The organism is Phenylobacterium sp. (assembly GCF_044358365.1).
Classification (GTDB): domain Bacteria; phylum Pseudomonadota; class Alphaproteobacteria; order Caulobacterales; family Caulobacteraceae; genus Phenylobacterium.
In genome coordinates this window covers 1-21,584 of record NZ_JBIKNZ010000053.1, presented here as the reverse complement: position 1 = coordinate 21,584, position 21,584 = coordinate 1, and the positions used below count along the sequence as shown (strand labels likewise).

The window sequence follows — 21,584 nt, the reverse complement described above, 5'->3', positions numbered from 1 at the left end:
ATGCCCATCTGCTCCAGGCTCTGGACCTGGCGCGGGGCGGCGGGTGTCGGGGCGGCGGCCGTGGCGGCCGAAGGCGCCGCGGCCTTCGCCTGGCCGGGTTTGGCGGCCTCGACATCGGCCCTGATGATCCGGCCATACGGGCCAGAGCCTGTCACCGATCCGAGGTCGACGCCCTTTTGCCCGGCAATCCGGCGGGCCAGCGGCGAGGCGAAGATGCGCTGACCACGCTCCTCCCTCGCTTGCGGGGGAGGTGTCGGCCTAGCCGACGGAGGGGGCGTGGCCGCGACCGGCACAGCGGCCGGTTCAGGCGCCTTTGCCGCCGGAGGCGCGGGCGATGGCGCAGCAGCGCCCGCCTCCCCGGCCAGTCGCGCGATGGTCGCATTGACCTTCACGCCCTCGGCGCCCTCGGCCACCAGTAGCGCCTCCACGACGCCCTCATCGACCGCCTCGACCTCCATGGTCGCCTTGTCGGTCTCGATTTCGGCGATCACGTCGCCGGACGATACAGTGTCGCCGACCTTCACGTGCCATTTCGCCAGCGTGCCCTCTTCCATGGTGGGCGACAGGGCGGGCATGAGGATGTCCGTCATGCGGGCTCCTTGGAGAGATGGGAAAGGGACGCCGCATTGGCATCCCAGTTCTGGCCGTCGAAGGCCTCGATGATCAGCTCAAGGCCGTCGACACTGTCGAGACAGCGGCCGTTGACGCTCCAGCCATCCGGATTGGACCGGGGCCGGTAGAAGCTCTTGATGCCGCATTCGGCGCAGAACAGGTGTTTCGCGACGCGCGTGTTGAAGGTGTACTCGACCAGCCGCGCGGCGCCCTTGGTCAGCCGGAACCGGCTCTCCGGGACGATCACGTGGACATAGCCAGTCAGGGCGCACATCGAGCAGTTGCAGCTCTGCGCCTCGACTTGCGCCGGGAGGGCCACCTCGAACCGGACCCCGCCGGAATGGCAGCCGCCGGCGCGCCAGGCGAAGGGGTGGGTCACAACCTTCCTCCGGTCATCCCCGCGAAAGCGGGGACCCAGATGGAAGCGCTCAGGCCGACACGCAGAGGGTCTGGAACTCTTCCTGCCCAGGTACGCGCCCTATGACCTGGGTCCCCGCCTTCGCGGGGATGACCGGGAGGGGGGCGACGCCTCATTTGTATGAGACCGCTTTCGCCGCCGCGACGATCTTCTCGACCGACGGCATGGACAGCAGTTCCAAATTGGCCGCGTAGGGCAGAGGCACGTCTTCCTGGCAGACCCGGGCCGGCGGAGCGTCCAGATAGTCGAAGACGTCCTCGACTACCTTTGCGCAGATGTAGGCGCCGACGCCCATGGGGCCCCAGCCTTCCTCCACCGTGACCAGGCGGTTGGTCTTCTTCACCGAGTTGACGATGGTCTCGGTGTCCATTGGGCGCAGCGTCCGCAGGTCTATAACCTCCGCTTCGATCCCTTCTTCGGCCAGCTTCTCGGCGGCCTGCAGGCAGAAGCCCACCATGCGCGAATAGGCCACCAGGGTGACGCCCGTCCCCTCGCGGCGGACCTTGGCCTTGCCGATCGGCACGACCCAATCGATCCCCTCCGGCACGTCGAACTCCTGGCCGTAGAGCATCTCGTGCTCCAGGAAGACCACGGGGTTCGGGTCGCGGATGGCGGCTTTCATCAGCCCCTTGGCGTCGGCGCTGTCGTAGGGCGCCACGACCTTCAGGCCCGGCACATGGGCGTACCAGGCGCCGTAGTCCTGGCTGTGCTGCGCGCCCACCCGGGCCGCTGCGCCGTTCGGTCCGCGGAAGACGATTGATGTCTTGATCTGGCCGCCGGACATGTAGAGCGTCTTGGCGGCAGAATTGATAATATGATCAATGGCCTGCATGGCAAAGTTAAACGTCATGAACTCGACGATCGGCTTCAGCCCGGCCATGGCCGCGCCGACGCCCAGGCCGGCGAAGCCGTGCTCGGTAATCGGCGTGTCGATCACCCGCCTGGGGCCGAACTCGTCCAGCAGCCCGCGCGAGACCTTGTAGGCGCCCTGGTACTGGGCGACCTCCTCACCCATCAGGAAGACGTCCGGATCGCGGCGCATCTCCTCGGCCATGGCGTCACGCAGGGCGTCGCGGACCGCAACCTTCACCAGCGACACGCCCTCCGGAAGTTCCGGATCACGCGGCAAGACTGCCGGCGCCGCCGTCGGCGCAGCAGCGGCCCGGACGGGATCGCCCCTGGCTTCTGCGCGCGAGGCCGGCTTCGGATTGGGGTCTGCCGCCTGAGGCTCCGGTAGCGGTTCCGGTTGCGGCGCGGAGGCCTGGGCCGCCCCGCCCTCGCCGGCCAGCCGCGCGATCACCGTGTTGACCTTCACCTCCTCGGTCCCTTCAGCCACGAGAAGCGCCTCGATCACGCCCTCGTCGACCGCCTCGACCTCCATGGTGGCCTTGTCAGTCTCGATCTCGGCGATCACGTCTCCGGAAGAGACCTTGTCCCCCACCTTCACGTGCCATTTCGCCAGAGTGCCTTCTTCCATCGTGGGCGAGAGGGCCGGCATCAGGATGTCGGTCACGCCTCAGGCCTCCGTGTAGACGTCGGTGTAAAGCTCGGATGGGTCCGGCTCGGGCGAGGTGCGCGCGAACTCGGCGGCGTCGGCAACGATACGCTTGACCTCGGCGTCGATCGCCTTCAGCGCAGCTTCATCGGCCCAGCCGTGCTTCTCCAGCAGATCTTCCACGTGTTCAATGGGATCGCGGGTCTTGCGCACCTCATCGACTTCCTCCCGCGTCCGGTATTTGGCCGGGTCGCTCATGGAGTGGCCGCGATAGCGGTAGGTCTTCATTTCAAGCAGGTATGGGCCCTTGCCTCTCCGGCAGTGCTCGGCGGCTCTCTGGGCGGCCGTCTTCACTGCGGTCACATCCATGCCGTCGACTTCCTCGCCCGGAATATTGAACGAGACGCCGCGCTTGTGCAGCCTGGTCTCGGACGAGGACCGGTCGATGGCCGTGCCCATGGCGTATTCGTTGTTCTCGATCACATAGACGATGGGCAGCTTCCAGACCTGGGCCATGTTGAAGCTCTCATAGACCTGGCCCTGGTTGGCGGCGCCGTCGCCGTAGAAGGCCCAGCTCACCTTTCCGTCGCCGCGATAGGCGTTGGCCAGGGCCAGGCCGGTGCCCAGGCTGACCTGCGCACCCACGATGCCATGGCCGCCGTAGAATGCCGCCTCGATCGAGAACATGTGCATCGAGCCGCCCTTGCCACGGGACGATCCGCCGGAGCGCCCGGTAAGCTCGGCCATGACCTCCCTGGGGTCCATGCCGCAGACCAACATGTGGCCGTGGTCGCGATAGCCGGTGATCATCTGGTCGCCCGGCCGCTTGGCCGCCTGGACGCCGACCGCGATGGCTTCCTGCCCGATGTAGAGGTGACAGAAGCCGCCAATCAGACCCATGCCATAAAGTTGTCCGGCCCGCTCCTCGAAGCGTCGGATCAGGAGCATGTCACGGTAGTAGGCGAGCAGTTCGCCCCGGGTGGGCCCGGCCGGCGCCGCTGTTCCGGGGGGCTTGGCACCAGACCTGGACCGTGCTGCCCCCTTCTGAGCCGCCATCGTCTGCCCGCGCGCCATGCCTAACTCCGTGTTCAGTGCCACCTATGGCACCGGCGAACCGATCTCAAGGTAGCGTACGGATGACATAGTCCCTTGGATCAGCGAAGCCTAGAATTGAGCTGGCTCTCTCCTCCAGCAGATCGGCGGAAAGGCTGGTGTCGCGCAGAAGTTGGGCACGTACCTCCAGGTCGTGGCGTTCGACCGCCAGCCTTGCGAGTTCCTGATTCTTCGCCACCAGGGTCGCATCGCGCAGATTAGAACGCAGCAGCCCGCCCTCACCCGTGAACGCGTGCACGCCGAAGTAGAAGATCAGCAGCGCCAGGGCGGCGGTGGAAACATAGGGGCGGAGACGGGCTAACACGGCGATTCCTGAAACGAGACGTAACGTTCGCGCTGTTTTGGTTAAGGTCTCAATAATCCTTATGCTTCGGGCGTTTAGTCATCCCGCGCCAAACAAGCCGCTCAACTCGCCGGAAGCCAATCCTTGAGGATGGCATTGACCTTCTCTGGCGCTTCCTGCTGCACCCAATGCGAAACCCCCGGCAAGCGCTTGATGGTCAAATCCCGGACATAGGCGTCAGTTCCGTCCAGCAACTCGATTCCCAGCGCCGCGTCTTCCTCACCCCATACAATCAGGGTCGGTGTTTCGATCACCGGCCAGGGCCCTGCCATTTTGCCGGGCACGCGCATGGCGGCGCGATACCAGTTGATCATTCCGGTCATGGCGCCCGGTCGCTGCGCGTCACGGGCGTATCGATCCAGAACGTCGGGGCCAAAGTGGGTCTTGTCGACGGCCATGCCATGGAACGCCTGGCGCACCGCGCGGGCGTCCTTCGCCGTCGTAAGCCATTCCGGTAGACCGGGGATCTGGAAGAAGACCATGTACCAGCTCTTCTTGAGCTGGGACCATGACCGTCCGAGATGGGCCCGCATGACCCCTGGATGGGGCACATTCATGATCACCAGCCGCTCAAGCGGACGAACCTTGTTGGTCGCGAAGGTCCAGGCGAGGCCGGCGCCCCAGTCATGACCAATCAGGGTGACCTTCTTCGCGCCGCTGGCGTCGATCAGGGCTGCGACATCCTCCATCAGCCGGTCGACGCAGTAGGCCGCCACCGCTCTGGGCTTGGGTTCGGTTTCGCCATAGCCCCGCAGGTCCGGCGCCCAGACGCGATAGCCCATCGCCGCGAGCACTGGCATTTGATGACGCCAGGAGAATCGACTCTCCGGGAAGCCGTGCAGGCAGAGCGCGAGGTGATCACCGTCGCCAGCTTCATCGACCGCAAAGCGGAAGCCGTTGGTTTCGATGGTCATGGTTCGCATCAGGTTCGCGTTCCTCGTTGTGATGGATGAAATGCGTGCTCTCGCCAACATGTCCAGGCAATTGGATCATGCCCTGGTAAACGAAGCCGACCTTCCGGAGAACCGCCATCGAAGCTTCATTCTCCGGCGTCGTGATCGCCGCCAATGTCGGAATGCCGAGGGTCGTCCGCGCAAGGCCGAGCACACCTGCGGCGGCCTCCTGCGCAAAGCCCTGCCCCCACGCATGGGGAAGGAACGCGTAACCCACGTCGGGCGCACCCAGCCCGTCACGTTTGACCAGTCCAGCCAGACCTATAGTCGCACCGTCCTCCACAGGCTCGACGACCCACATTCCGAACCCATGCTCGCGATAGCTGCCGTGGATCCGTTCGGCGATATAGATCCTTGCCTCCGCCTCCGTTCGCACCCCGCGATCGCCGATGTTGGCGATGAACCCGGCCGAGTTCAGCAACGCCAGGACAAATGGCGCATCGTCGTCCACCGCCTCGCGCAGCAGAAGGCGAGCCGTCTTCAGAATTAACATTCACAGCACCCCCCGACCGAAACGCCATCTTAACGCGGGCCAAGCAATTTGACCTCGCAAACAGTGTTAATGCGGGTGAACCATGTCGGGCGACCGGCCAATCGTCATCAAGAAGGTCAAGAAGGGTGGCGGTCATGGCCACCACGGCGGGGCCTGGAAGGTGGCCTATGCCGACTTCGTAACCGCGATGATGGCGTTCTTCCTGTTGATGTGGCTGATCAACACCACTTCGCCAGAACAGAAGCGCGGCGTCGCCGACTACTTTGCCCCGGCAAGTGTGTCGCAGAGTCAATCAGGCGCCGGTGGGATTCTGGGCGGCACGGCGCCCGGCAAGGACGGCTCCAGGAGCGCCGGCAGCAGTGACCTGGTTCAGGAAATGGCCCCTTCATCGCGCAACCCCAATGACGGCGACAGCAAGGATGGCGCGAAGGCCCAGACCGCAGCCGAAGCCGAGGCCGAGGCCGAAAAGAAACGCGAGCAAGCCGCATTTGCTTCAGCCGCTCAATCCCTGCGTCAGGCGCTGCAGGACATGCCGGAGCTGGCGGAGCTATCAAAGAACATCATTATCGACGAGACGCCCGAGGGGCTTCGCATCCAGCTCGTGGACCAGGAAGGACGCTCGATGTTCAATCAGGGCGCCAGCCAGCCGAACGATCGCGCAAAAATTCTCCTGCGGGCGATCTCCAAAGTCATCAATCAACTGCCAAACCGGATCAGCATTTACGGGCATACAAGCGCCACCATGACGGGGGCCAAGCCCGAAACGGATTGGCAGCTTTCGGCGACCCGAGCCGATTCATCCCGCAAGGTGCTGCAAGGCGCCGGGGTGGACGCCGACCGGGTTTACCAGGTTTCGGGCAAGGCCGGCTCCGAACCGCTCTATCCGGACGACCCCACTCTGGCCGGAAACCGTCGGATCGCCATCGTGCTTTTGCGTGAAGCGCCGGTACTTCCGGCGAACCCGGGACTATAGGCAGGTCTTGCGAATACGCACGCCATGACGCCTAATCGCGTCCGGGGACCAGCTTCGAAAGCGACAACGGCTCAGTGACGCAGCATTTTCCGACCCGGCAGATACGATTCTTCCTGACTGCCCCTTCGGCGTGTCCCTATCTGCCTGACCGCTTCGAGCGAAAGGTTTTCGCCCACCTGCCGCTCTCGGAAGGCGCAGTCGTCAATGACAGCCTGACCCAGGTTGGATTCCGCCGGTCACAGAACATCGCCTATCGCCCGGCGTGCGAGGCCTGTTCGGCGTGCGTCTCGGCGCGGATTCCGGTAGCGGACTATGCTTTTTCCCGGTCCGAGCGGAAAACCCTGGCCCGAAACGCGGATCTTGATCGAAACATCGTGAAGGCCGAAGCGACCATAGAGCAGTTCGACCTGCTTCGTCGCTACCTGACAGCGCGTCACGCAGATGGCGGCATGGCGGAAATGACCTGGCCGGATTACGTCGCCATGGTCGAGGACACGGCGGTCCGGACCCATATCATCGAGTATCGCGTTCCAGCAAAGGATGGCGGCCCCGGCGATCTCGTCGCCTGCACACTTGTGGATCAGATGAGTGACGGTCTGTCGCTTGTATACAGCTACTATGACCCGGGCTTGCCCCGCCGCTCCCTCGGCTCGCTGATGATCCTGGATCACATTATCCAGGCTGGCGCATCGAGCCAGCCCTATGTGTATCTGGGCTATTGGGTGCGGGGCTCGGAGAAGATGAACTACAAGGTTCGCTTTTCCCCCATCGAACTGCTCCGACCAGACGGTTGGACCCTAGCCGCGGCACGGGAACTCACGTCGGAGACGTCGGGCTTCTCGAATGTCGGATGCGGGACAGTGGCGCAGCACGATCCCGGCGACTAAACCCTTACCGTGAACGCAGAACCCGGGCAGAAAAGATGGCGCGCCAGCTTCGCCTGAAACTCCAGAGTGAGCGGCTTGCTTCGCTGGATGAGTTCGCGCGCGGGGCCTCCAATACACGGGCCGCAGTAGCGGTCGAATCCTGGCCTGACTGGATCGGTGGCTGCCTCGCGATCATAGGGCCGCAAGGGTCTGGCAAGAGCCATCTGGCGCGCGCATGGGCGGTAGCAACAGGCGCGCACGTGGTGGACGGGAATTCCGGCTACGTCTCCCGGATCGGAAACCGCCCGATCCTTATTGAGGACGCCGATCAGGGTGTCGCTGACGAGACCCTGTTCCATCTGATCAACGTAGCAGCTCGGCCCGGCGGGGGTCTATTGCTGACCGCCCGCTCCCGCCCAGCGGCCTGGACCACCGATTTGCCAGACCTCAGATCCAGACTGAACGCGCTGCCGGTCGTGGAGATCGACGCTCCGGATGATGTTGTCCTGGAAGGTGTGCTTAGAAAGTTCTTTCGCGACCGGAACATCCGGCCGCCAGAGGAAGTCTATCCCTATCTGCTCACCCGGATGAACAGGTCCATTCCTGAGGCGCAGGAGATCGTGCGTCGCCTGGACGAGGCGGGCGACGACGGGTTTAGACCCATCACCCGGATGCTGGCGCGCCAAATTCTGGAAGAGAACCAGCAGCTTGATTTCTAACTGAGGCTTCTGCCCTAAGCGCGATAGACAAACTGATTCGTTTCGGGTCAGCTATGCATCGCGCCGCGAAACGGCGATGTGAAACAGGCCTCCAGGAATGCTTGCGCGGGTCCCGACTTCCGCAGTTCCGGAATTGGAACTGAAGTTTCAGCTCGGACAGGGCGCACACGAAGCGCTTGTAGCCTTCTTTTCGATCTATCCGTCCAGCGTTTCAGATTTGCACGCCATCTACTTTGATACGCCCGGCCACGCTCTGCGCGACGGAGGCTTCAGTCTGCGTGTTCGCCGCCGCGGAGAACGTTACGTCCAGACCCTGAAGCATCGCGCCGCCGGTGGTCTGTTCGAACGGGATGAGTGGGAGGTCGAGGTTCCAGGTGCTGCTCTGGATCCAGCGGCATTGGCCTCCACGCCGGTCAACGAGGTCGTGGGCGCTGAAGTGTTGCAGGCCGCCTTTTCAGTCGAAGTGGAGCGTCGCCAACTGCTTTGGGCACATGGCTCTGACGAGATCGAAATCAGCATCGACCTTGGCTGGATCGTCGCGGACGATCACAAAGAGCCAATCGCCGAAATTGAGTTCGAATTGCTCTCCGGTTCACCCGCTGCTCTTTTTGCTCTGGCGGAAAAGCTACAGCAGACGGCGGATTTGACCCTGTCCTTCCAGAGCAAGGCGCAACGTGGTTATCGCCTCGCTGGGCACGACGGGGTGGCTGCGCTGGCGGCTCGACAGTTGGCGATTGGGCCGGGAACGACGACAGCCGAGGCCTTCAAGGTAATTGCGCGTGAAGGGCTGGTGCAGGTCGCCGGCAATGCTCGCCTTCTGCAGCGGTCTCATAACCCGGAGGTCCTGCATCAAATACGGGTAGGACTTCGACGACTGCGCGCGGCGATGACGGTATTCAAGCCACTGCTGGACCCTGCCGGGTTGGTCCGTGCTCGAGGCGAAACCCGGTGGCTGGGTCGGGAACTCTCGCCGGCCCGCGACCTCGATGCGCTTCTGGCGAGGATCACCACCACCGACGAGATTGACGACAACCCGGGCCGCGCCGCCTTCCTGACCGCTATGCGCCTGGCGCAGGCAGAGGCTTATGAAAAGGCTCTCACCGCCCTAGGGTCGCCCCGGTACCGGGCGATGTTATTGATGCTGGGGCAATGGATCGAGATCGGAGCCTGGACCCTCGACGTATCGTCAGGCGTTGCGGATATGCCGGTTGAGTCTGTCGCCGCGCCGGTCCTGCATAAACTGCATCATCGACTCGGTCGTGGGTTGCGGAAGTTTCGCAGCCTGACACCCGAAGCGCGCCACGACCTTCGGAAGAAGGCCAAAACCCTCCGTTATGCGACGGCCTTCGTCAGCAGCGTTTTCGGCCGTCATCCCGGCCGCCGCGAGCGGTATGTGACGGCTTTGCGAGAGCTTCAGGACCAGCTGGGCGCATTGAACGACATCAGCGTCGCCCGCACATTGGCCAAACGCGTTGTCGGTCGACGAGGCGGAGAGATGGCGTTCGCTGCTGGCCTTGAAATCGGTCGCCTGTCGACCGAGGAGGCCCGAATTCTGCGGACCGCCACGAAAACAGTTCGAAACTATCGCAAGCGGCGCGCCTTCTGGGTCGATTGAATTGAGACCTTAACCATTCGGCACCATATTGTAGCCGGGGGCCATGCTTTCGAGATCCCGTATGCCTGACAGCGCCATTCCTGTGATCGCCAACGCGGCTGTCCCCGCGAGCAGAGAATCTGTGGCTGGCCCATCTTGCGTCGATCTGTCCCATTCTCCGGCCCGGTTCTTCAACCGTGAACTATCCTGGCTAGGTTTCAATCGTCGGGTGCTGGCCGAGAGCATGAACCCGCGGCATCCACTTCTCGAGCGACTGCGCTTTCTGGCCATCAGCGCAAACAACCTCGACGAATTCTACATGGTCCGGGTCGCCGGATTGAAGGCTCAGGTCCGTGAGGGCGTGCGCGTTCTCAGTCAGGATGGGTTGAGCCCGGCCGAGCAGCTTCTGAGGGTAAACGAGAGCGCCGCGGACCTGATGTCGGATCAGCAAACTCGCTGGCGCGAACTGTGCCAGGAACTGGCAGATGCAGGGCTCACATATGTAAACGCACCTGATGTCACCACGGCCGAACGTGCGGCATTGGAGGCGCGTTTTCTGACGGAGCTCTTTCCGTTGCTCACCCCAATGGCGATCGACCCGGCGCACCCTTTTCCCTTCATCCCCAATCTGGCGTTCTCGCTCGTCTTGAAACTTCGGCGCATGTCCGACGGTCGCCAACTCTACGCTCTGACACCCCTGCCCGCGCAGGTCGCGCGGTTCTGGGACCTGGCGCCGGCGAAGGGCGCTCGCCGCAAGGCTACCCGCCGGGCGATTTCGCTGGAGAGCCTGGTTATGCTGTTCCTCGACCACCTGTTCCCGGGCTGTGAGCTGCAGGAACAAGGCGTCTTTCGCCTGATCCGCGACAGTGATGTTGAAATGGAGGAGGAGGCCGAGGATCTGGTCCGCGAGTTCGAGGCGATGCTGAAGCAGCGCCGCCTTGGCTCCGTGGTCCGTGTCGAGTTTGAGTCTGCCATGTCGGACGAGCTGCGCGCCTTCATCTCCCATGCCCTGCACGCCAATCCGGAAGACATCGTCCTTATCGAGGGCCTGCTGGGTCTGGATGAGCTGACCCAGCTAATTCCGGCTGATCGCCCGGAGTTGAAGTTCCGTCCGTTCGAGGCGCGCTTCCCCGAGCGTATTCGTGATCATGGCGGCGATTGCTTCGCGGCGATCCGGGAGAAGGATATCCTGGTCCATCACCCTTTCGAAAGCTTCGATGTGGTGGTGCAATTCCTGTTGCAAGCCGCGCGGGATCCGAATGTGCTGGCCATCAAACAGACCCTCTATCGCACATCCAAGGACAGCCCAATCGTGGCCGCACTCATTGAGGCGGCAGAGAACGGCAAAAACGTCACGGCGGTCATTGAGATCAAGGCCCGCTTCGATGAGGAGGCCAATCTGAAATGGGCCCGCGACCTCGAGCGCGCAGGTGTCCACGTGGTCTATGGCTTCATCGAGTACAAGACCCACGCCAAGTTGTCGGTGGTGGTTCGGAAGGAAGGCGACAATCTCCGCAGCTACTGCCACTTCGGAACCGGCAACTACCATCCGGTGACCGCGCGCATATATACCGACCTTTCGCTGTTCACGAGTGAAGCGCCGTTCGGGCGGGATTCGGCCAAGCTGTTCAATTTCGTCACCGGCTATGCCGAACCGGTCGGTCTGGAACGCCTGTCATTCTCCCCGATCACAATGAAGCGCGATCTTCTCAGGATGATCGGTCAGGAAGCTGATAACGCCCGCGCCGGCAAGCCGGCGGCCATCTGGGCCAAGATGAACTCTCTGGTCGACCCCGAGATCATCGATGGGCTCTACGCCGCCGGACAGGCCGGCGTGAGCATTGATCTCGTAATCCGTGGCATCTGTTGCCTGCGACCGGGCGTTGCGGGTCTGTCCGACAACATTCGCGTGAAATCGATCGTCGGACGATACCTCGAACATTGTCGAATCATAGCCTTCGCCAATGGTCACCTGATGCCGTCTCAGCACGCGCGATTGTTTATTTCATCGGCCGACTGGATGCCGCGAAACCTGGATCGTCGCGTGGAAGTGATGACCCCGATCGAGAATCCCACCGTTCATCGGCAGGTTCTGCAACAGATCATGGTCGCAAATCTCAAGGACGAGGCGCAAAGCTGGACCCTGGACGCCGATGGCCGCTATAGGCGTGATCCTGCCTGGGATCACCCGAACGCCTTTTCGGCGCACGAGTATTTCATGACCAATCCGAGCCTCTCGGGTCGCGGGCAGAAGGTGAAAGACATGCCGCGCGCGATCGAAAATGTGGCCACTCGCGGATAGACCCACTCGTACCGAGGGCCGTCAGGCGGCGGTCATCGATGTCGGCTCCAATTCGGTGCGATTGGTGATCTATCGCGTCGATGGCCGTGCGCTGTGGACAATCTACAACGAAAAGGTTGTTGCGGGGCTCGGGAAAGATCTGACGACCTCCGGTCGCCTTTCTCCCGACGGCGTCGAAGCCGCCATCAACGCCCTGCGTCGTTTCCGGTCTGTCCTCGACGGCTGGCGCGCGGAGGACGTGATGACAGCTGCGACCGCGGCTGTCCGCGAAGCTGCGGATGGGCGTGCGTTTCTGGCCCGGGTTAAGGCCGAAACCGGTCTCGAAATCCGGATTCTCTCAGGGTCCGAGGAGGCAAGGTTCGCGGCTCTGGGTGTCATCTGCGGTCACCCGGACGCCGAAGGCGTTGTCGGCGACCTCGGCGGCTCCAGTCTGGAACTGGTAAGACTGAATGGCGCCGGACCCACAGAGGGTATCACGCTGCCGTTGGGGCCCTTTGCGCTCGGTGCGCCCAAGCCGATCGACCCGGAGCGTCTCCGTCGGACCATTGATGATCACCTGAAGACCCACGCCAATCGCTATGCCACACAGGACTTCCACGCCGTGGGCGGCGCTTGGCGGAACCTTGCTCTCCTGCACATGCAGATGGCGAACTATCCTCTGCATGTGGCGCACCATTACGAGATCAACAGGGCTGACGCCCTGGAGCTGGCGCGGTTTGTCCAGCACCAGTCGCGGTCTTCGCTGGAGCGCATCGAGGGCCTTTCGCGTAAGCGGTTCGACACTCTGCCCTACTCGGCGGTCGTGCTGGAGCGGCTGATCGAGCGGCTGGGCGTGCAGCGGATCATTGTATCGGCCTATGGCCTTCGCGAGGGCATGCTGCTCGACGTCATGCCGCCCGCGGTTCGCGAGCTCGACCCGCTGGTCGAGGGCTGCGAGGCGCTGACGGCGCAGCATGGGATCAATCCCGAGCTGGGGCACGCGCTGGCGGCCTGGATCGGGCCGACGTTCGAGACACTGGCGCCTTTGTTCGCGGGCCGGGACGCCACCCTGACGGCGGCGGCCTGTCGCCTCGCAGATCTGGGGGCGCGGCTGCATCCCGATCACCGGGCAGACATCGCCTTCGAGCAGGTCCTGCGGGCGCCGCTGGCCGGGATGTCGCATCCGGAGCGGGTCTATCTGGCCTGCGTCGCCTTTGCGCGGCACTCGGCCTCACCGGCGCCAGTGGACAACTCGACGATCGGCCGGATGCTGACGCCGGAGCGGCGACAGAGGGCGCGGGCCCTGGGGTCGGCTATCCGCCTGGGCTGTGATCTTTCCGGCCGCAACACGCGGATGCTCGAGAACTCCAGCCTGGCGATCCGGGGAGACCGGCTGTCGCTGAGCGTCCTCGCGGGCTGGGAGGACATGCTGCTGGGTGAGCAGACGGCGCGGCGAGCGCAGACCCTGGCCCAGGCGCTGAAGCTCAAGCTGGAAATGCTATAGATCAGGCGCCCGGTGTGGCCCTCGGCGCCCTCCGCACTTCCACGACGCGGACGCGGGAGCCGTCCAGCACCAAGGCCAGCTCGCCGCGCTTGAGGCGCAGGGCGTCCTCGCCGAAGGCCTCGCGCCGCCAGCCCTTCAACGCCGCCACCTCGGACTCGTCGTCGTTGGCGATCTGTTCGAGGTCGGAGACCGTGGCGATCAGCTTGGAGGCGACGCCGGATTCCTCGGCCCGCGCCTTCAGCAGCACCTTCAACAGTTCCACGACAGCGCCGGCAGCCGGCGAGGCGGAGTAGCGGGTCTTCTCGATCACCGGAGCATAGGCCTCCGGGTCGCGCAGGGCTTCCAGGATGGCGGCGATAAGGTCGGGCCCGAAGCGTGAGCCGGAGAAGCCCTTGGGCACCGAGCGTAGGCGGTCGAGGCCATCGGCATCGGTGGGCCCCTGGGAGGCGATCTCGTCGATGGCCTCGTCCTTGAGGATCCGGCCCCGGGGCTGGTCGCGGGTCTGGGCGGTACGCTCGCGCCAGGCGGCGACGGCGCGATAGACGGCCAGGTACTTGGCAGTGTTCTTGCGAGGACGCAGACGCTTCCAGGCGTTCTCGGGCTCGACGTCGTAGTTGGCCGGCGAGGTCAGGTCGTTCATCTCGTCGGTGACCCAGGCCAGGCGCCCCTCCTTTTCCAGCCGCTCGCGCAGCATGGGATAGAGGGCGGCCAGATGGGTGACGTCGGCGAGCGCATAGGTGAGCTGGTTATCGGACAGCGGCCGGCGCGCCCAGTCGGTGAAGCGCGAACTCTTGTCCAGCTCGATCTTCAGCATCTGGCGGACCAGGGCGTCGTAGGCGATCTGCTCGCCGAAGCCGGCGGCCATGCCGGCCACCTGGGTGTCGAACAGCGGCCGGGGCATGGCCTTGAGATTGTTGAAGATTTCCACGTCCTGCCGGGCAGCGTGAAACACTTTCAGGATCCGCTCGTCGCGCATGATCTCGAGGAAGGGCTCCAGGTCCAGCCCTTCGGCCAGCGGGTCAATGCAGGCCTCCGCCGTGGCCGCCGCCGCCTGGATCAGGCAGAGCTTGGGCCAGTAAGTGGTCTCGCGCATGAACTCGGTGTCCACGGCGACAAAGGGCTGGTCCCTGATCTTGTCGCAGAAGGCTTTGAGATCGGCAGTGGTTGTGATCGGCGTCATGAATTAGCTATAGCCCCGCGCGCGGCCGAGTCTGCAAGGGCCGTACGACCGCGCGTCGCCTTATCGTCATGTCCAGGCTGGGTAAATGTCCGAACGACCGAACGGCCTCACATATGCGCAGGCCGGTGTCTCGATAGACGCCGGCAACGAGCTGGTGGAGCGCATCAAGCCGCTGGCGAAATCCACGCGCCGCTCGGGCTCGGAGCCTTCGCTGGGCGGGTTCGGCGCGCTGTTCGACCTCAAGGCCGCCGGCTACGACGATCCGCTGCTGGTGACCACGACCGACGGGGTGGGCACCAAGCTGAAGGTGGCTATCGAGACGGGCATCCACGACACCGTGGGCATCGATCTGGTGGGCATGTGCGTCAACGACCTGCTGGCCCAGGGCGCCGAGCCGCTGATGTTCCTGGACTACTACGCCACCGGCAAGCTGGATGTGGAGGCCGCCACGGCCGTGGTGGCCGGGATCGCCGAGGGCTGTCGGCAGGCCCATTGCGCCCTGGTGGGCGGCGAGACGGCCGAGATGCCGGGCATGTATTCCGGCGGCGACTATGACATGGCGGGTTTCTGCGTCGGCGCCGTCGACCGTGACAAGGTGCTGCCGCGCCTGGGCGACCAGAAGCCCGGCGACGTGCTGATCGGTCTTGCCTCCTCCGGCCCGCACTCCAACGGCTATTCGCTGATCCGGCGCATCGTGGAGCGCTCCGGCCTGGCCTGGGACGCCCCTGCCCCGTTCGCCGACGGCAAGACGCTGGCGCAGGCGCTGCTGGAACCCACGCGCATCTATATCCGTTCCGTCCTGCCGCAGCTGAAGGCTGGCCGCGTCAAGGGTCTGGCCCACATCACCGGCGGCGGCCTGATCGAGAACCCGCCGCGCTGTATCGCGGATGGCCTGGTTCCGCGCTTCGACTGGAACGCCTGGGCCCTGCCCCCGGTGTTCCAATGGCTGCAGGAGACCGGCGGCGTCTCGGAGCATGAGATGCGACGCACGTTCAACTGCGGCCTGGGTCTGGTGCTGGTGGTCGCGCCCGATGACGTGAGCGAGGTGCTGATGGGTCTGATCGGCGCGGGCGAGGACGCGTTTGTGGTGGGGGAACTGGCGGCGGGGTGACCCGATCCATTCCGCCGCTCGTCCCGGCGAATGCCGGGATGAGCGGCGGGGGTTGAACGTGCGTTCGACGGATCGGAAACCGGTGGGCGGCGTTGGTGTGGACGAGAGACAGATATGGCCATCAAGTTTCGGAATATCGCCGTGATCGCCAGTGTGGTCTTCGCCATCGCCGCGCCCACGCTGCAGATGGGGCTGGGTCTGGGGCTGTCGGCGAAGGATTTTGCGGGTCAGGGCGACAGTACGCTGCGCGCCGCGCCCTATGCGTTTTCGATCTGGAGCGTGATCTATCTGGGGCTGATCGCCTATGCGGTCTGGCAGGCGCTGCCGCGCAACCGGGGCGACCGGGCGCTGGCCAGCATCGGCTGGCCCTCGGTGATCGCCATCGCCGGCTGCGGGGTCTGGATCATCGCGTCGTCGGCCAACTGGCAGTGGGCCAGCGTGGGGATCATCGTGGCCTCGGCGGGCGCCCTCACCTGGGGCCTGATCCGCAAGGCGCCCAGACGTCGCAACTTGCCGGAGAACCTGCTGGCCTGGTGGCCGCTGGCCCTGCTGGCCGGCTGGCTGACCATCGCCTCGGCGATCAATCTGCTGATGGTGCTGACCGCCCAGGGGCTGATTTCGGATGAGAGCGCCAGGATTGCGGGATTTGGCGGGGCCATCGCCGTGCTGCTGATCGCGGTGAGCGTGCTGCGCACCTCTTGTCCGGCGGTCTATGGCGTGCCCATCGCCTGGGGGCTGGTGGCGGTGTGGGCGGCCGAGCAGGCGCCCAAGCCCCAGCTGGCCGTCCTGGCGCTGGTATCGGCGGTGATCGTGGGCGGCTACGCGCTGTGGCGCGCACGCCAGACGACCGCGCAGCCCTGAGGGCCGCAGGGCGGGACCCTGCGGGTTCGTCTTCCCGTACCTTGTGGCTTCCGGGTTCACAGGTAGACGAAAACCAAATTCATCAATGCAACAGGCGCCCTTCTCCCCTTGTGGGAGAAGGTGGCAGGCGAAGCCTGGCGGATGAGGGGTCGAAAGCCCCTTCCATACTGACTGCTGATTTACTGGAGCAATCACCGCGCGACCCCTCATCCGGCCGCCTTCGGCGCCCACCCCCGCCTTCGCGGGGGCAGGCTCTTCTCCCACAAGGGGACCGTTGCATAATTCCAGATAGCGAGAGAGTTCGGCGCCACGCCCCTTCGCCCCTTGTGGGAGAAGGTGGCCTCGCGAAGCGAGGTCGGATGAGGGGTCAATAATCCTCTCCGATAAGACATTGAAATCATTTCGATAGGGCGGCGCGACCCCTCATCCGTCAGGCTTCGCCTGCCACCTTCTCCCACAAGGGGCGAAGGGGCGCGTAGGCCAATTCTGGTGCCAGCCTGAATTACGCAATGGTCTCGCAAGGGGAGAAGGAAAACTGCCGCCCGGCCCGGCTCAGGCGGAACTGAGCCATTGATCGGCCATCGACTCGACCTCGAAGGCCGAGGCCGGCGGGTCGGGCATGTCGCGCCAGCGGCCGATGGCGGAGGGCGCAAAGTCCATATCCACCGCCAGGCGGGCGATGTGATCGTCCAGAGGCTCCTCGCAGAAATCGTTCTTCAGGCAGGCCTCGGCGATGACGAACTCAACATCGTGACGCCGGAGCGCGAACATCTCGACATCGGGCTCGACGTCTCCGGTTTCGGCGCGCTCGTCTTCCGGCCGTTCGGCCTCGTTCCAGGCCATGCGCAGCAGCGCCTCGCGCAGCTCACCGACGCGCCGTTCCACCGCCGCGCCGCTGGGTTTGGCCCGGGGCGTGGCCGCCACGGCCTGGGCGGCGATGGCCAGATCGCGCCGCAGCCGCGCCTTCAGCGCCAGCGTCTGGCGATAGGACCTGGCCGCGCGCTGATAGCTGCGGGCGAGTTGGTTGGCCTCTTCGGAATCCGCCGCCGCCTGCGCCCGACGCGCAAAATCCCGCGCCAGCGCCAGATCGTGCTGGGCGATTTCGGCAAGGCCGAGGGCCTCTTCCTCGGTGATGTTGAGGGCGTCGAGCATGTTGGGGGGAGTGAAACATGGAGGTACGTCAGTTTCGGACGTAGGTGCTTGGAATGGGACCTAAGATTCGGATTTGGCGAGCCTCCGTATTGTCACTGGCTACGCGAGAAACACGTCTTGTGTACCCGGGCTGACTCCGCACATGAATCAGCACCAAAGAGATCCCGAAACGTGCCCGATAGGGCGATTGACTTGTTACCCGAAAGGCTCGCACAACCAGTCTTGCCTCAGGGACTGTTCGGTTCGTCGGTAAGCTAGGGGATACAAATGGCTGACGGCAGTTTGGGTCTGCCCAAGATCGGTGAGGCAGCGAAAGTCCCGGTTGAACTTCTTGATTTTGACGAGAACAATCCGCGCTTCACTCCAGACAAAAAACCCTCGGGATCCAGCGATAGCGCCGTAATTGCCATGCTGGCCGCTTCTGCTGATCTATCTGAGCTGATCCAGTCAATTTCGACTAGCGGCTACATCAACATCGAGCCGCTGATCGTAATTGAACGCGATGGACGTTTAGCTGTTTTGGAAGGCAACCGTCGTCTGGCGGCGGTGAAGGTTTTGCGCGATCCAGAACTCGCGAAAGCGGCACGGTCGACGATCCCGTCGATGGACGCCGACAAAGCAGCGTCGCTTCATGAGCTCCTAGTTTATCGAGTCGGACACGAAGACGACGCACGCGACCTGATTGGATTTAAGCACATCAACGGCCCCCAGTCTTGGGATGCGTTTGCCAAAGCGCGTTTTGCCGCCCGCTGGTTGGGAGATGAACATAAGAAGCGTGCAGCGGGTCAAGCCAGCATGGACCTCAACCAGATCGCCAGCCGGATGGGCGACCAGCATTCGACGATGCATCGGATGGTGGCTGCGCTGTACGTCTTGAACCAGGCTGAAGCGAACGACGTCTATTTTATCGCGGACCGGAAGCGTAAGTCGTTCAGCTTCTCGCACTTGTACACTGGCTTGGCCTACGAGGAATTCACCAACTACCTAGGTATGCCAAAGACGGATCGGTCCGCCGATCCTAGTCTCGAACCAGTCCCTTCGGATAAGTTTAGCGAACTTCGCAACCTGCTTACATGGCTTTACGGTTCGAAGGAGCGCGACCTTGAGCCGGCCGTGAAAAGTCAGAATCCTGACCTAGGCAGACTCCGGGAGGTGCTGTCGTCTCCAACCGCAGTTATCGTGCTCGCCGAGCGGAACAACCTCGATGAGGCTATCATCACAGCCACACCAGTGGATGTCCGTTTCCAGCGTCACTTAATCGGTGCGAACGCCGAACTTCAGCACGCCTTGTCAACACTTGAAGGTTTCGATCCGGTAGGTCAACCGGAGCTTCAGACTATAGCGGACTCAGTGGTTAGAAAGGCCAATATTGTCAAGGCACAGGTGGATTCTGCAATCTCTGGCCTCCGGACAGAATAACCCAACGATGAATAACGTAATCAATGCACCCAATCTTGATCTAAGCGTCGATGATCTGGTTGACTGGCTCGAGCTTGCAGCGCTTTTCGATGAATATGGCATCGCTCGATTGGACGCTTTGCTTGGTTCATTGGCCGAATTGGAGCAGACTGCGGAGGATGATATCGGGCGCCGAGACCAAGGTCGCGAGCAGCTCATTGAACGCATTGAAATCGAGGTGACGTTTCGGCAGCAAAACCTCGAAGAGACTTATCCCTTCGAACTTTCGTCGTCCGGCGACGAGTTGATGATCAATCCCGACTGGCGCGTTGGGTCAAAGTTGGCGTTCTACTTAGTTTGCTTGGTAACTGCACACGCCACGGGATCATCTATCCTCCGCAACCCGCCCATTGACGGCATGCTTCGTCATCTCCGCAATCATATCTTTCAGGTCATCGCGACTCTGGGTCTAGCGGGGCTTTACGGGGGCCCTGCCTTCAGCGTGGGGTGGCCCCGTCGAACTGGCGAACCAATCGTCGAATTGCTATCGCGAGCGGCAAAGGCTGGAGCCGGTTTCAACGTACGAAATCCACCTGGTATCTATGTCCCGCCGAGGGAGAAAGATGGCGGCATTGATGTAATCGCCTTTAAGATCGATGGACGACCGCCGCCAACACTGTTTGCCTTCGGCCAAACCGCCAGCGGCCGAAATTGGGAAGACAAGCCTGTCTCGGACCGGGCTCGAATCTTCAGTGCGGCGTATATCCAAGATCACATGACCGGGAACATCGTGCACGTAACGCTCATCCCTTTCCGCGTCCTCGACGAGGGGCACTGGCACCTAATGTCTCAATATCATCGAGCGATCCTCGAACGCTCGCGGCTGCCTCTGCGAGCCTGGCAAGGCCTCCAGCTTTCCGAGAACGGTGTTCCGGTCGACGGTGCCGACAGCGTCGATGACGTCCGCGATTGGCTAGCCGAATACCACGCTTATGCTCAGGCAGCGTGACTGATGAGGACCTCACGCTCCTTCCGCTTGTTCTGCAAGCTGTAGCTGACGGAAAGATCGCTAATATCTTGAGTGTCGTACAGATCACGAATCAGAGGGTGATCATCGTAGGTCAGTACCCAATTGGGAATTGTCCCGCTTTGCAGCACGTCGCTGAGAGCGATGTGTTTTCCTTCATTCATAGCATTGAGATAGAGTCGTCCGCCCGCCGTGACATAGGGCGGGTCCACAAAGAACAACGTGCGATCAAGACGTAGACGCGTGGTCGAGCGCGACAAGAATGTCAAAGCATCCTCCTGGAAAATCTTGATGCGATCGCTGACCGAGCCCAGCCAACGAACCCGTTCAGCCAAAACCTTCCTGTTAAAGCGAGCGTCAATTTTCCAGTTTCCGCGCTGATCGTAGCCACCGATCGGACCTGCGCCAATCACAATGCCCGATCGGCTCGTTCGATTTAGGAAAAAGGTTGCAAAGCCAAGCTCAAAGCTCGGATGGGTCGCACCTTCGACTTTTTCCCGGCACGAATACCAAGTCGGCATATCGATTGGCGTCGACATGATTTCTGCCGCGAACCGTTCAGGCTGGTTGAGGATTGCATCCCAAGCGGAAAAGACTTTGGGATCGGCGTCATTGAGATGAATTTCCTCGACGGCTCCCAGTTTCAGCAGGATGACTGCGGCTCCGGCACCTCCACAGAACGGCTCGGCATAAATGCGTTGCCCCCCCGGCAAGACGTTTAGTCGCTGTAGGAGGTATTTGTACAAGAAAGCCTTCCCGCCCGGATACCGGAACGGCGAGACCGAACGTATCGTGGGTATGCCCGATTGCGACACGTTCACAGACCACACCTCAGTTCTCTTTCCGGTGCCGATGTTCGGCGCAGCGGGTGTAACACGGCACCACGTTCAAGGTCGACAACCCACAAAAAGCGACACAGCGCCGACCGAGCCCCCACCGCCGCCGACAATCACGGCGGCCAGATCCGCATGACCAGCGCCGGCAGGGTGATGAACAGCCCGAGTATCCAGACGATAGTCACCGCCACGTGCGCGAGCACTGACTTGATCCCGTCGGCCCGGTTCACACAGGTGGCCACGATCGAACAGAGGAAGTCGCACAGGACATAGAAGTAACCGGCCGCCCACAAGGCGCCGGAGAGCCAGGTGATCGCGCCTGCGATCACGGCGGCGCCCAGGGCTATCGAAATGCGATAGCTGACCAGCCGACGGGCCAGCGCGAGCACCCCGGGGTTCGGACTCACTTTGCAGCCATCGGGTTCAGAACCGTCCGCTCATCCCGACGAATGCCGGGACTCAAATCTTGCGGCTCTGAGGCTGACTGGCAAGCCTGTTGGGATACAGAACCCGCGTCAGCGCCATTCGATCTGGGTCCCCTGAGTTCTCAAACGAAGTGCAACACTCTGGCGAGGGAGTGTTGCCATGGGATGCCGCTACCAGCAGCTCGATCTGGAAGAGAGATGTACGATTGCCCGCCTTCGCGAAGGCGGGC

The 21,584-nt window shown here is 63.0% G+C and carries 21 protein-coding genes; 10 read left to right on the top strand and 11 right to left on the bottom strand.

Going from position 1 to position 21,584, the window contains the following annotated elements:
- The 7 genes from ACIQ3B_RS13475 to ACIQ3B_RS13445 form a co-directional block, all read right to left on the bottom strand.
- Positions 1–590 (bottom strand): biotin/lipoyl-containing protein (locus ACIQ3B_RS13475; protein ID WP_397403391.1); only part of this gene is annotated, 590 nt, incomplete at its 3' end.
- Positions 587–991 carry a GFA family protein gene (locus tag ACIQ3B_RS13470; protein ID WP_397403389.1) on the bottom strand — a complete coding sequence of 135 codons (405 nt, stop codon included), beginning with the start codon at positions 989–991 and terminating at the stop codon, positions 587–589. The genes ACIQ3B_RS13475 and ACIQ3B_RS13470, both read right to left, overlap by 4 nt.
- A gap of 151 nt (positions 992–1,142) precedes the next feature.
- Complete coding sequence (locus ACIQ3B_RS13465) at positions 1,143–2,543, bottom strand: pyruvate dehydrogenase complex E1 component subunit beta (protein WP_397403388.1); 1,401 nt, start codon at positions 2,541–2,543, stop codon at positions 1,143–1,145.
- Positions 2,544–2,546: 3 nt separating this feature from the next.
- The gene (gene pdhA / locus ACIQ3B_RS13460) at positions 2,547–3,581 is read right to left on the bottom strand and encodes a pyruvate dehydrogenase (acetyl-transferring) E1 component subunit alpha (RefSeq protein WP_397403395.1); all 1,035 of its coding nucleotides are present in this window, start codon (positions 3,579–3,581) and stop codon (positions 2,547–2,549) included.
- Positions 3,582–3,645: 64 nt separating this feature from the next.
- Positions 3,646–3,942 (bottom strand): septum formation initiator family protein, encoded by a 297-nt coding sequence (locus ACIQ3B_RS13455; RefSeq protein ID WP_397403386.1) that lies wholly within the window; start codon positions 3,940–3,942, stop codon positions 3,646–3,648.
- A gap of 101 nt (positions 3,943–4,043) precedes the next feature.
- Positions 4,044–4,904 (bottom strand): alpha/beta fold hydrolase, encoded by an 861-nt coding sequence (locus ACIQ3B_RS13450; RefSeq protein ID WP_397403384.1) that lies wholly within the window; start codon positions 4,902–4,904, stop codon positions 4,044–4,046.
- Positions 4,855–5,427 (bottom strand): GNAT family N-acetyltransferase, encoded by a 573-nt coding sequence (locus ACIQ3B_RS13445; RefSeq protein ID WP_397403382.1) that lies wholly within the window; start codon positions 5,425–5,427, stop codon positions 4,855–4,857. Before ACIQ3B_RS13445 ends, ACIQ3B_RS13450 begins: the two co-directional genes overlap by 50 nt.
- A gap of 82 nt (positions 5,428–5,509) precedes the next feature.
- On the opposite strand from ACIQ3B_RS13445, the gene ACIQ3B_RS13440 reads away from it, so the two are divergent.
- The 6 genes from ACIQ3B_RS13440 (at position 5,510) to ACIQ3B_RS13415 (ending at position 13,364) form a co-directional block, all read left to right on the top strand.
- Positions 5,510–6,400, top strand: coding sequence for a flagellar motor protein MotB (locus tag ACIQ3B_RS13440; RefSeq protein WP_397403380.1), 891 nt, complete (start codon positions 5,510–5,512; stop codon positions 6,398–6,400).
- A 74-nt stretch (positions 6,401–6,474) separates the two neighbouring features.
- Entirely contained in the window at positions 6,475–7,287 is an 813-nt protein-coding gene (locus ACIQ3B_RS13435; RefSeq protein ID WP_397403378.1) for an arginyltransferase, read from the top strand.
- Between the two features lie 35 nt (positions 7,288–7,322).
- Entirely contained in the window at positions 7,323–7,985 is a 663-nt protein-coding gene (locus ACIQ3B_RS13430) for a chromosomal replication initiator DnaA (protein WP_397403376.1), read from the top strand.
- 97 nt (positions 7,986–8,082) lie between these two features.
- Positions 8,083–9,600, top strand: coding sequence for a CHAD domain-containing protein (locus tag ACIQ3B_RS13425; protein ID WP_397403375.1), 1,518 nt, complete (start codon positions 8,083–8,085; stop codon positions 9,598–9,600).
- 61 nt (positions 9,601–9,661) lie between these two features.
- Positions 9,662–11,881, top strand: coding sequence for an RNA degradosome polyphosphate kinase (locus ACIQ3B_RS13420; RefSeq protein WP_397403373.1), 2,220 nt, complete (start codon positions 9,662–9,664; stop codon positions 11,879–11,881).
- A complete protein-coding gene (locus tag ACIQ3B_RS13415; RefSeq protein ID WP_397403371.1) occupies positions 11,862–13,364 on the top strand; it encodes a Ppx/GppA family phosphatase in 1,503 nt (500 codons plus the stop codon). Before ACIQ3B_RS13420 ends, ACIQ3B_RS13415 begins: the two co-directional genes overlap by 20 nt.
- A 1-nt stretch (position 13,365) precedes the next feature.
- Here the strand turns inward: ACIQ3B_RS13415 and rnd are convergent, their stop codons facing one another.
- Positions 13,366–14,544, bottom strand: a complete 1,179-nt coding sequence (gene rnd, locus ACIQ3B_RS13410; RefSeq protein ID WP_397403370.1) for a ribonuclease D — start codon at positions 14,542–14,544, stop codon at positions 13,366–13,368.
- Between the two features lie 85 nt (positions 14,545–14,629).
- Between rnd and purM the strand changes: the two genes are divergently transcribed.
- Positions 14,630–15,655: a phosphoribosylformylglycinamidine cyclo-ligase gene (purM, locus tag ACIQ3B_RS13405; protein WP_397403368.1), complete on the top strand. Its 1,026-nt coding sequence runs from the start codon at positions 14,630–14,632 to the stop codon at positions 15,653–15,655.
- A gap of 114 nt (positions 15,656–15,769) precedes the next feature.
- Entirely contained in the window at positions 15,770–16,516 is a 747-nt protein-coding gene (locus ACIQ3B_RS13400) for a hypothetical protein (protein ID WP_397403366.1), read from the top strand.
- Positions 16,517–17,068: 552 nt separating this feature from the next.
- Here ACIQ3B_RS13400 and ACIQ3B_RS13395 read toward each other — a convergent pair.
- Entirely contained in the window at positions 17,069–17,668 is a 600-nt protein-coding gene (locus tag ACIQ3B_RS13395; protein ID WP_397403364.1) for a hypothetical protein, read from the bottom strand.
- Positions 17,669–17,935: 267 nt separating this feature from the next.
- Here ACIQ3B_RS13395 and ACIQ3B_RS13390 point away from each other — a divergent pair, with 267 nt between their 5' ends.
- Both ACIQ3B_RS13390 and ACIQ3B_RS13385 read left to right on the top strand, forming a co-directional pair.
- Positions 17,936–19,087 carry a ParB/RepB/Spo0J family partition protein gene (locus ACIQ3B_RS13390; RefSeq protein WP_397403362.1) on the top strand — a complete coding sequence of 384 codons (1,152 nt, stop codon included), beginning with the start codon at positions 17,936–17,938 and terminating at the stop codon, positions 19,085–19,087.
- A gap of 7 nt (positions 19,088–19,094) precedes the next feature.
- Positions 19,095–20,075: a hypothetical protein gene (locus tag ACIQ3B_RS13385; protein ID WP_397403360.1), complete on the top strand. Its 981-nt coding sequence runs from the start codon at positions 19,095–19,097 to the stop codon at positions 20,073–20,075.
- On the opposite strand, the gene ACIQ3B_RS13380 is transcribed toward ACIQ3B_RS13385, so the two are convergent.
- The gene (locus ACIQ3B_RS13380; RefSeq protein ID WP_397403393.1) at positions 20,063–20,908 is read right to left on the bottom strand and encodes a DNA adenine methylase; all 846 of its coding nucleotides are present in this window, start codon (positions 20,906–20,908) and stop codon (positions 20,063–20,065) included. The genes ACIQ3B_RS13385 and ACIQ3B_RS13380 overlap by 13 nt on opposite strands.
- A 134-nt stretch (positions 20,909–21,042) precedes the next feature.
- A complete protein-coding gene (locus ACIQ3B_RS13375) occupies positions 21,043–21,336 on the bottom strand; it encodes a hypothetical protein (protein ID WP_397403358.1) in 294 nt (97 codons plus the stop codon).
- Positions 21,337–21,584 lie beyond the last annotated feature (248 nt).

Coding starts and splice junctions, on each gene's coding strand:
- pdhA (WP_397403395.1), bottom strand. CDS start 3,581: ATGGCGGCTCAGAAGGGGGCAGCACGGTCCAGGTCTGGTGCCAAGCCC.
- ACIQ3B_RS13450 (WP_397403384.1), bottom strand. CDS start 4,904: ATGCGAACCATGACCATCGAAACCAACGGCTTCCGCTTTGCGGTCGAT.
- ACIQ3B_RS13445 (WP_397403382.1), bottom strand. CDS start 5,427: ATGTTAATTCTGAAGACGGCTCGCCTTCTGCTGCGCGAGGCGGTGGAC.
- ACIQ3B_RS13440 (WP_397403380.1), top strand. CDS start 5,510: ATGTCGGGCGACCGGCCAATCGTCATCAAGAAGGTCAAGAAGGGTGGC.
- ACIQ3B_RS13430 (WP_397403376.1), top strand. CDS start 7,323: ATGGCGCGCCAGCTTCGCCTGAAACTCCAGAGTGAGCGGCTTGCTTCG.
- ACIQ3B_RS13425 (WP_397403375.1), top strand. CDS start 8,083: ATGCTTGCGCGGGTCCCGACTTCCGCAGTTCCGGAATTGGAACTGAAG.
- ACIQ3B_RS13420 (WP_397403373.1), top strand. CDS start 9,662: ATGCCTGACAGCGCCATTCCTGTGATCGCCAACGCGGCTGTCCCCGCG.
- ACIQ3B_RS13415 (WP_397403371.1), top strand. CDS start 11,862: ATGTGGCCACTCGCGGATAGACCCACTCGTACCGAGGGCCGTCAGGCG.
- rnd (WP_397403370.1), bottom strand. CDS start 14,544: ATGACGCCGATCACAACCACTGCCGATCTCAAAGCCTTCTGCGACAAG.
- purM (WP_397403368.1), top strand. CDS start 14,630: ATGTCCGAACGACCGAACGGCCTCACATATGCGCAGGCCGGTGTCTCG.
- ACIQ3B_RS13400 (WP_397403366.1), top strand. CDS start 15,770: ATGGCCATCAAGTTTCGGAATATCGCCGTGATCGCCAGTGTGGTCTTC.
- ACIQ3B_RS13395 (WP_397403364.1), bottom strand. CDS start 17,668: ATGCTCGACGCCCTCAACATCACCGAGGAAGAGGCCCTCGGCCTTGCC.
- ACIQ3B_RS13390 (WP_397403362.1), top strand. CDS start 17,936: ATGGCTGACGGCAGTTTGGGTCTGCCCAAGATCGGTGAGGCAGCGAAA.
- ACIQ3B_RS13385 (WP_397403360.1), top strand. CDS start 19,095: ATGAATAACGTAATCAATGCACCCAATCTTGATCTAAGCGTCGATGAT.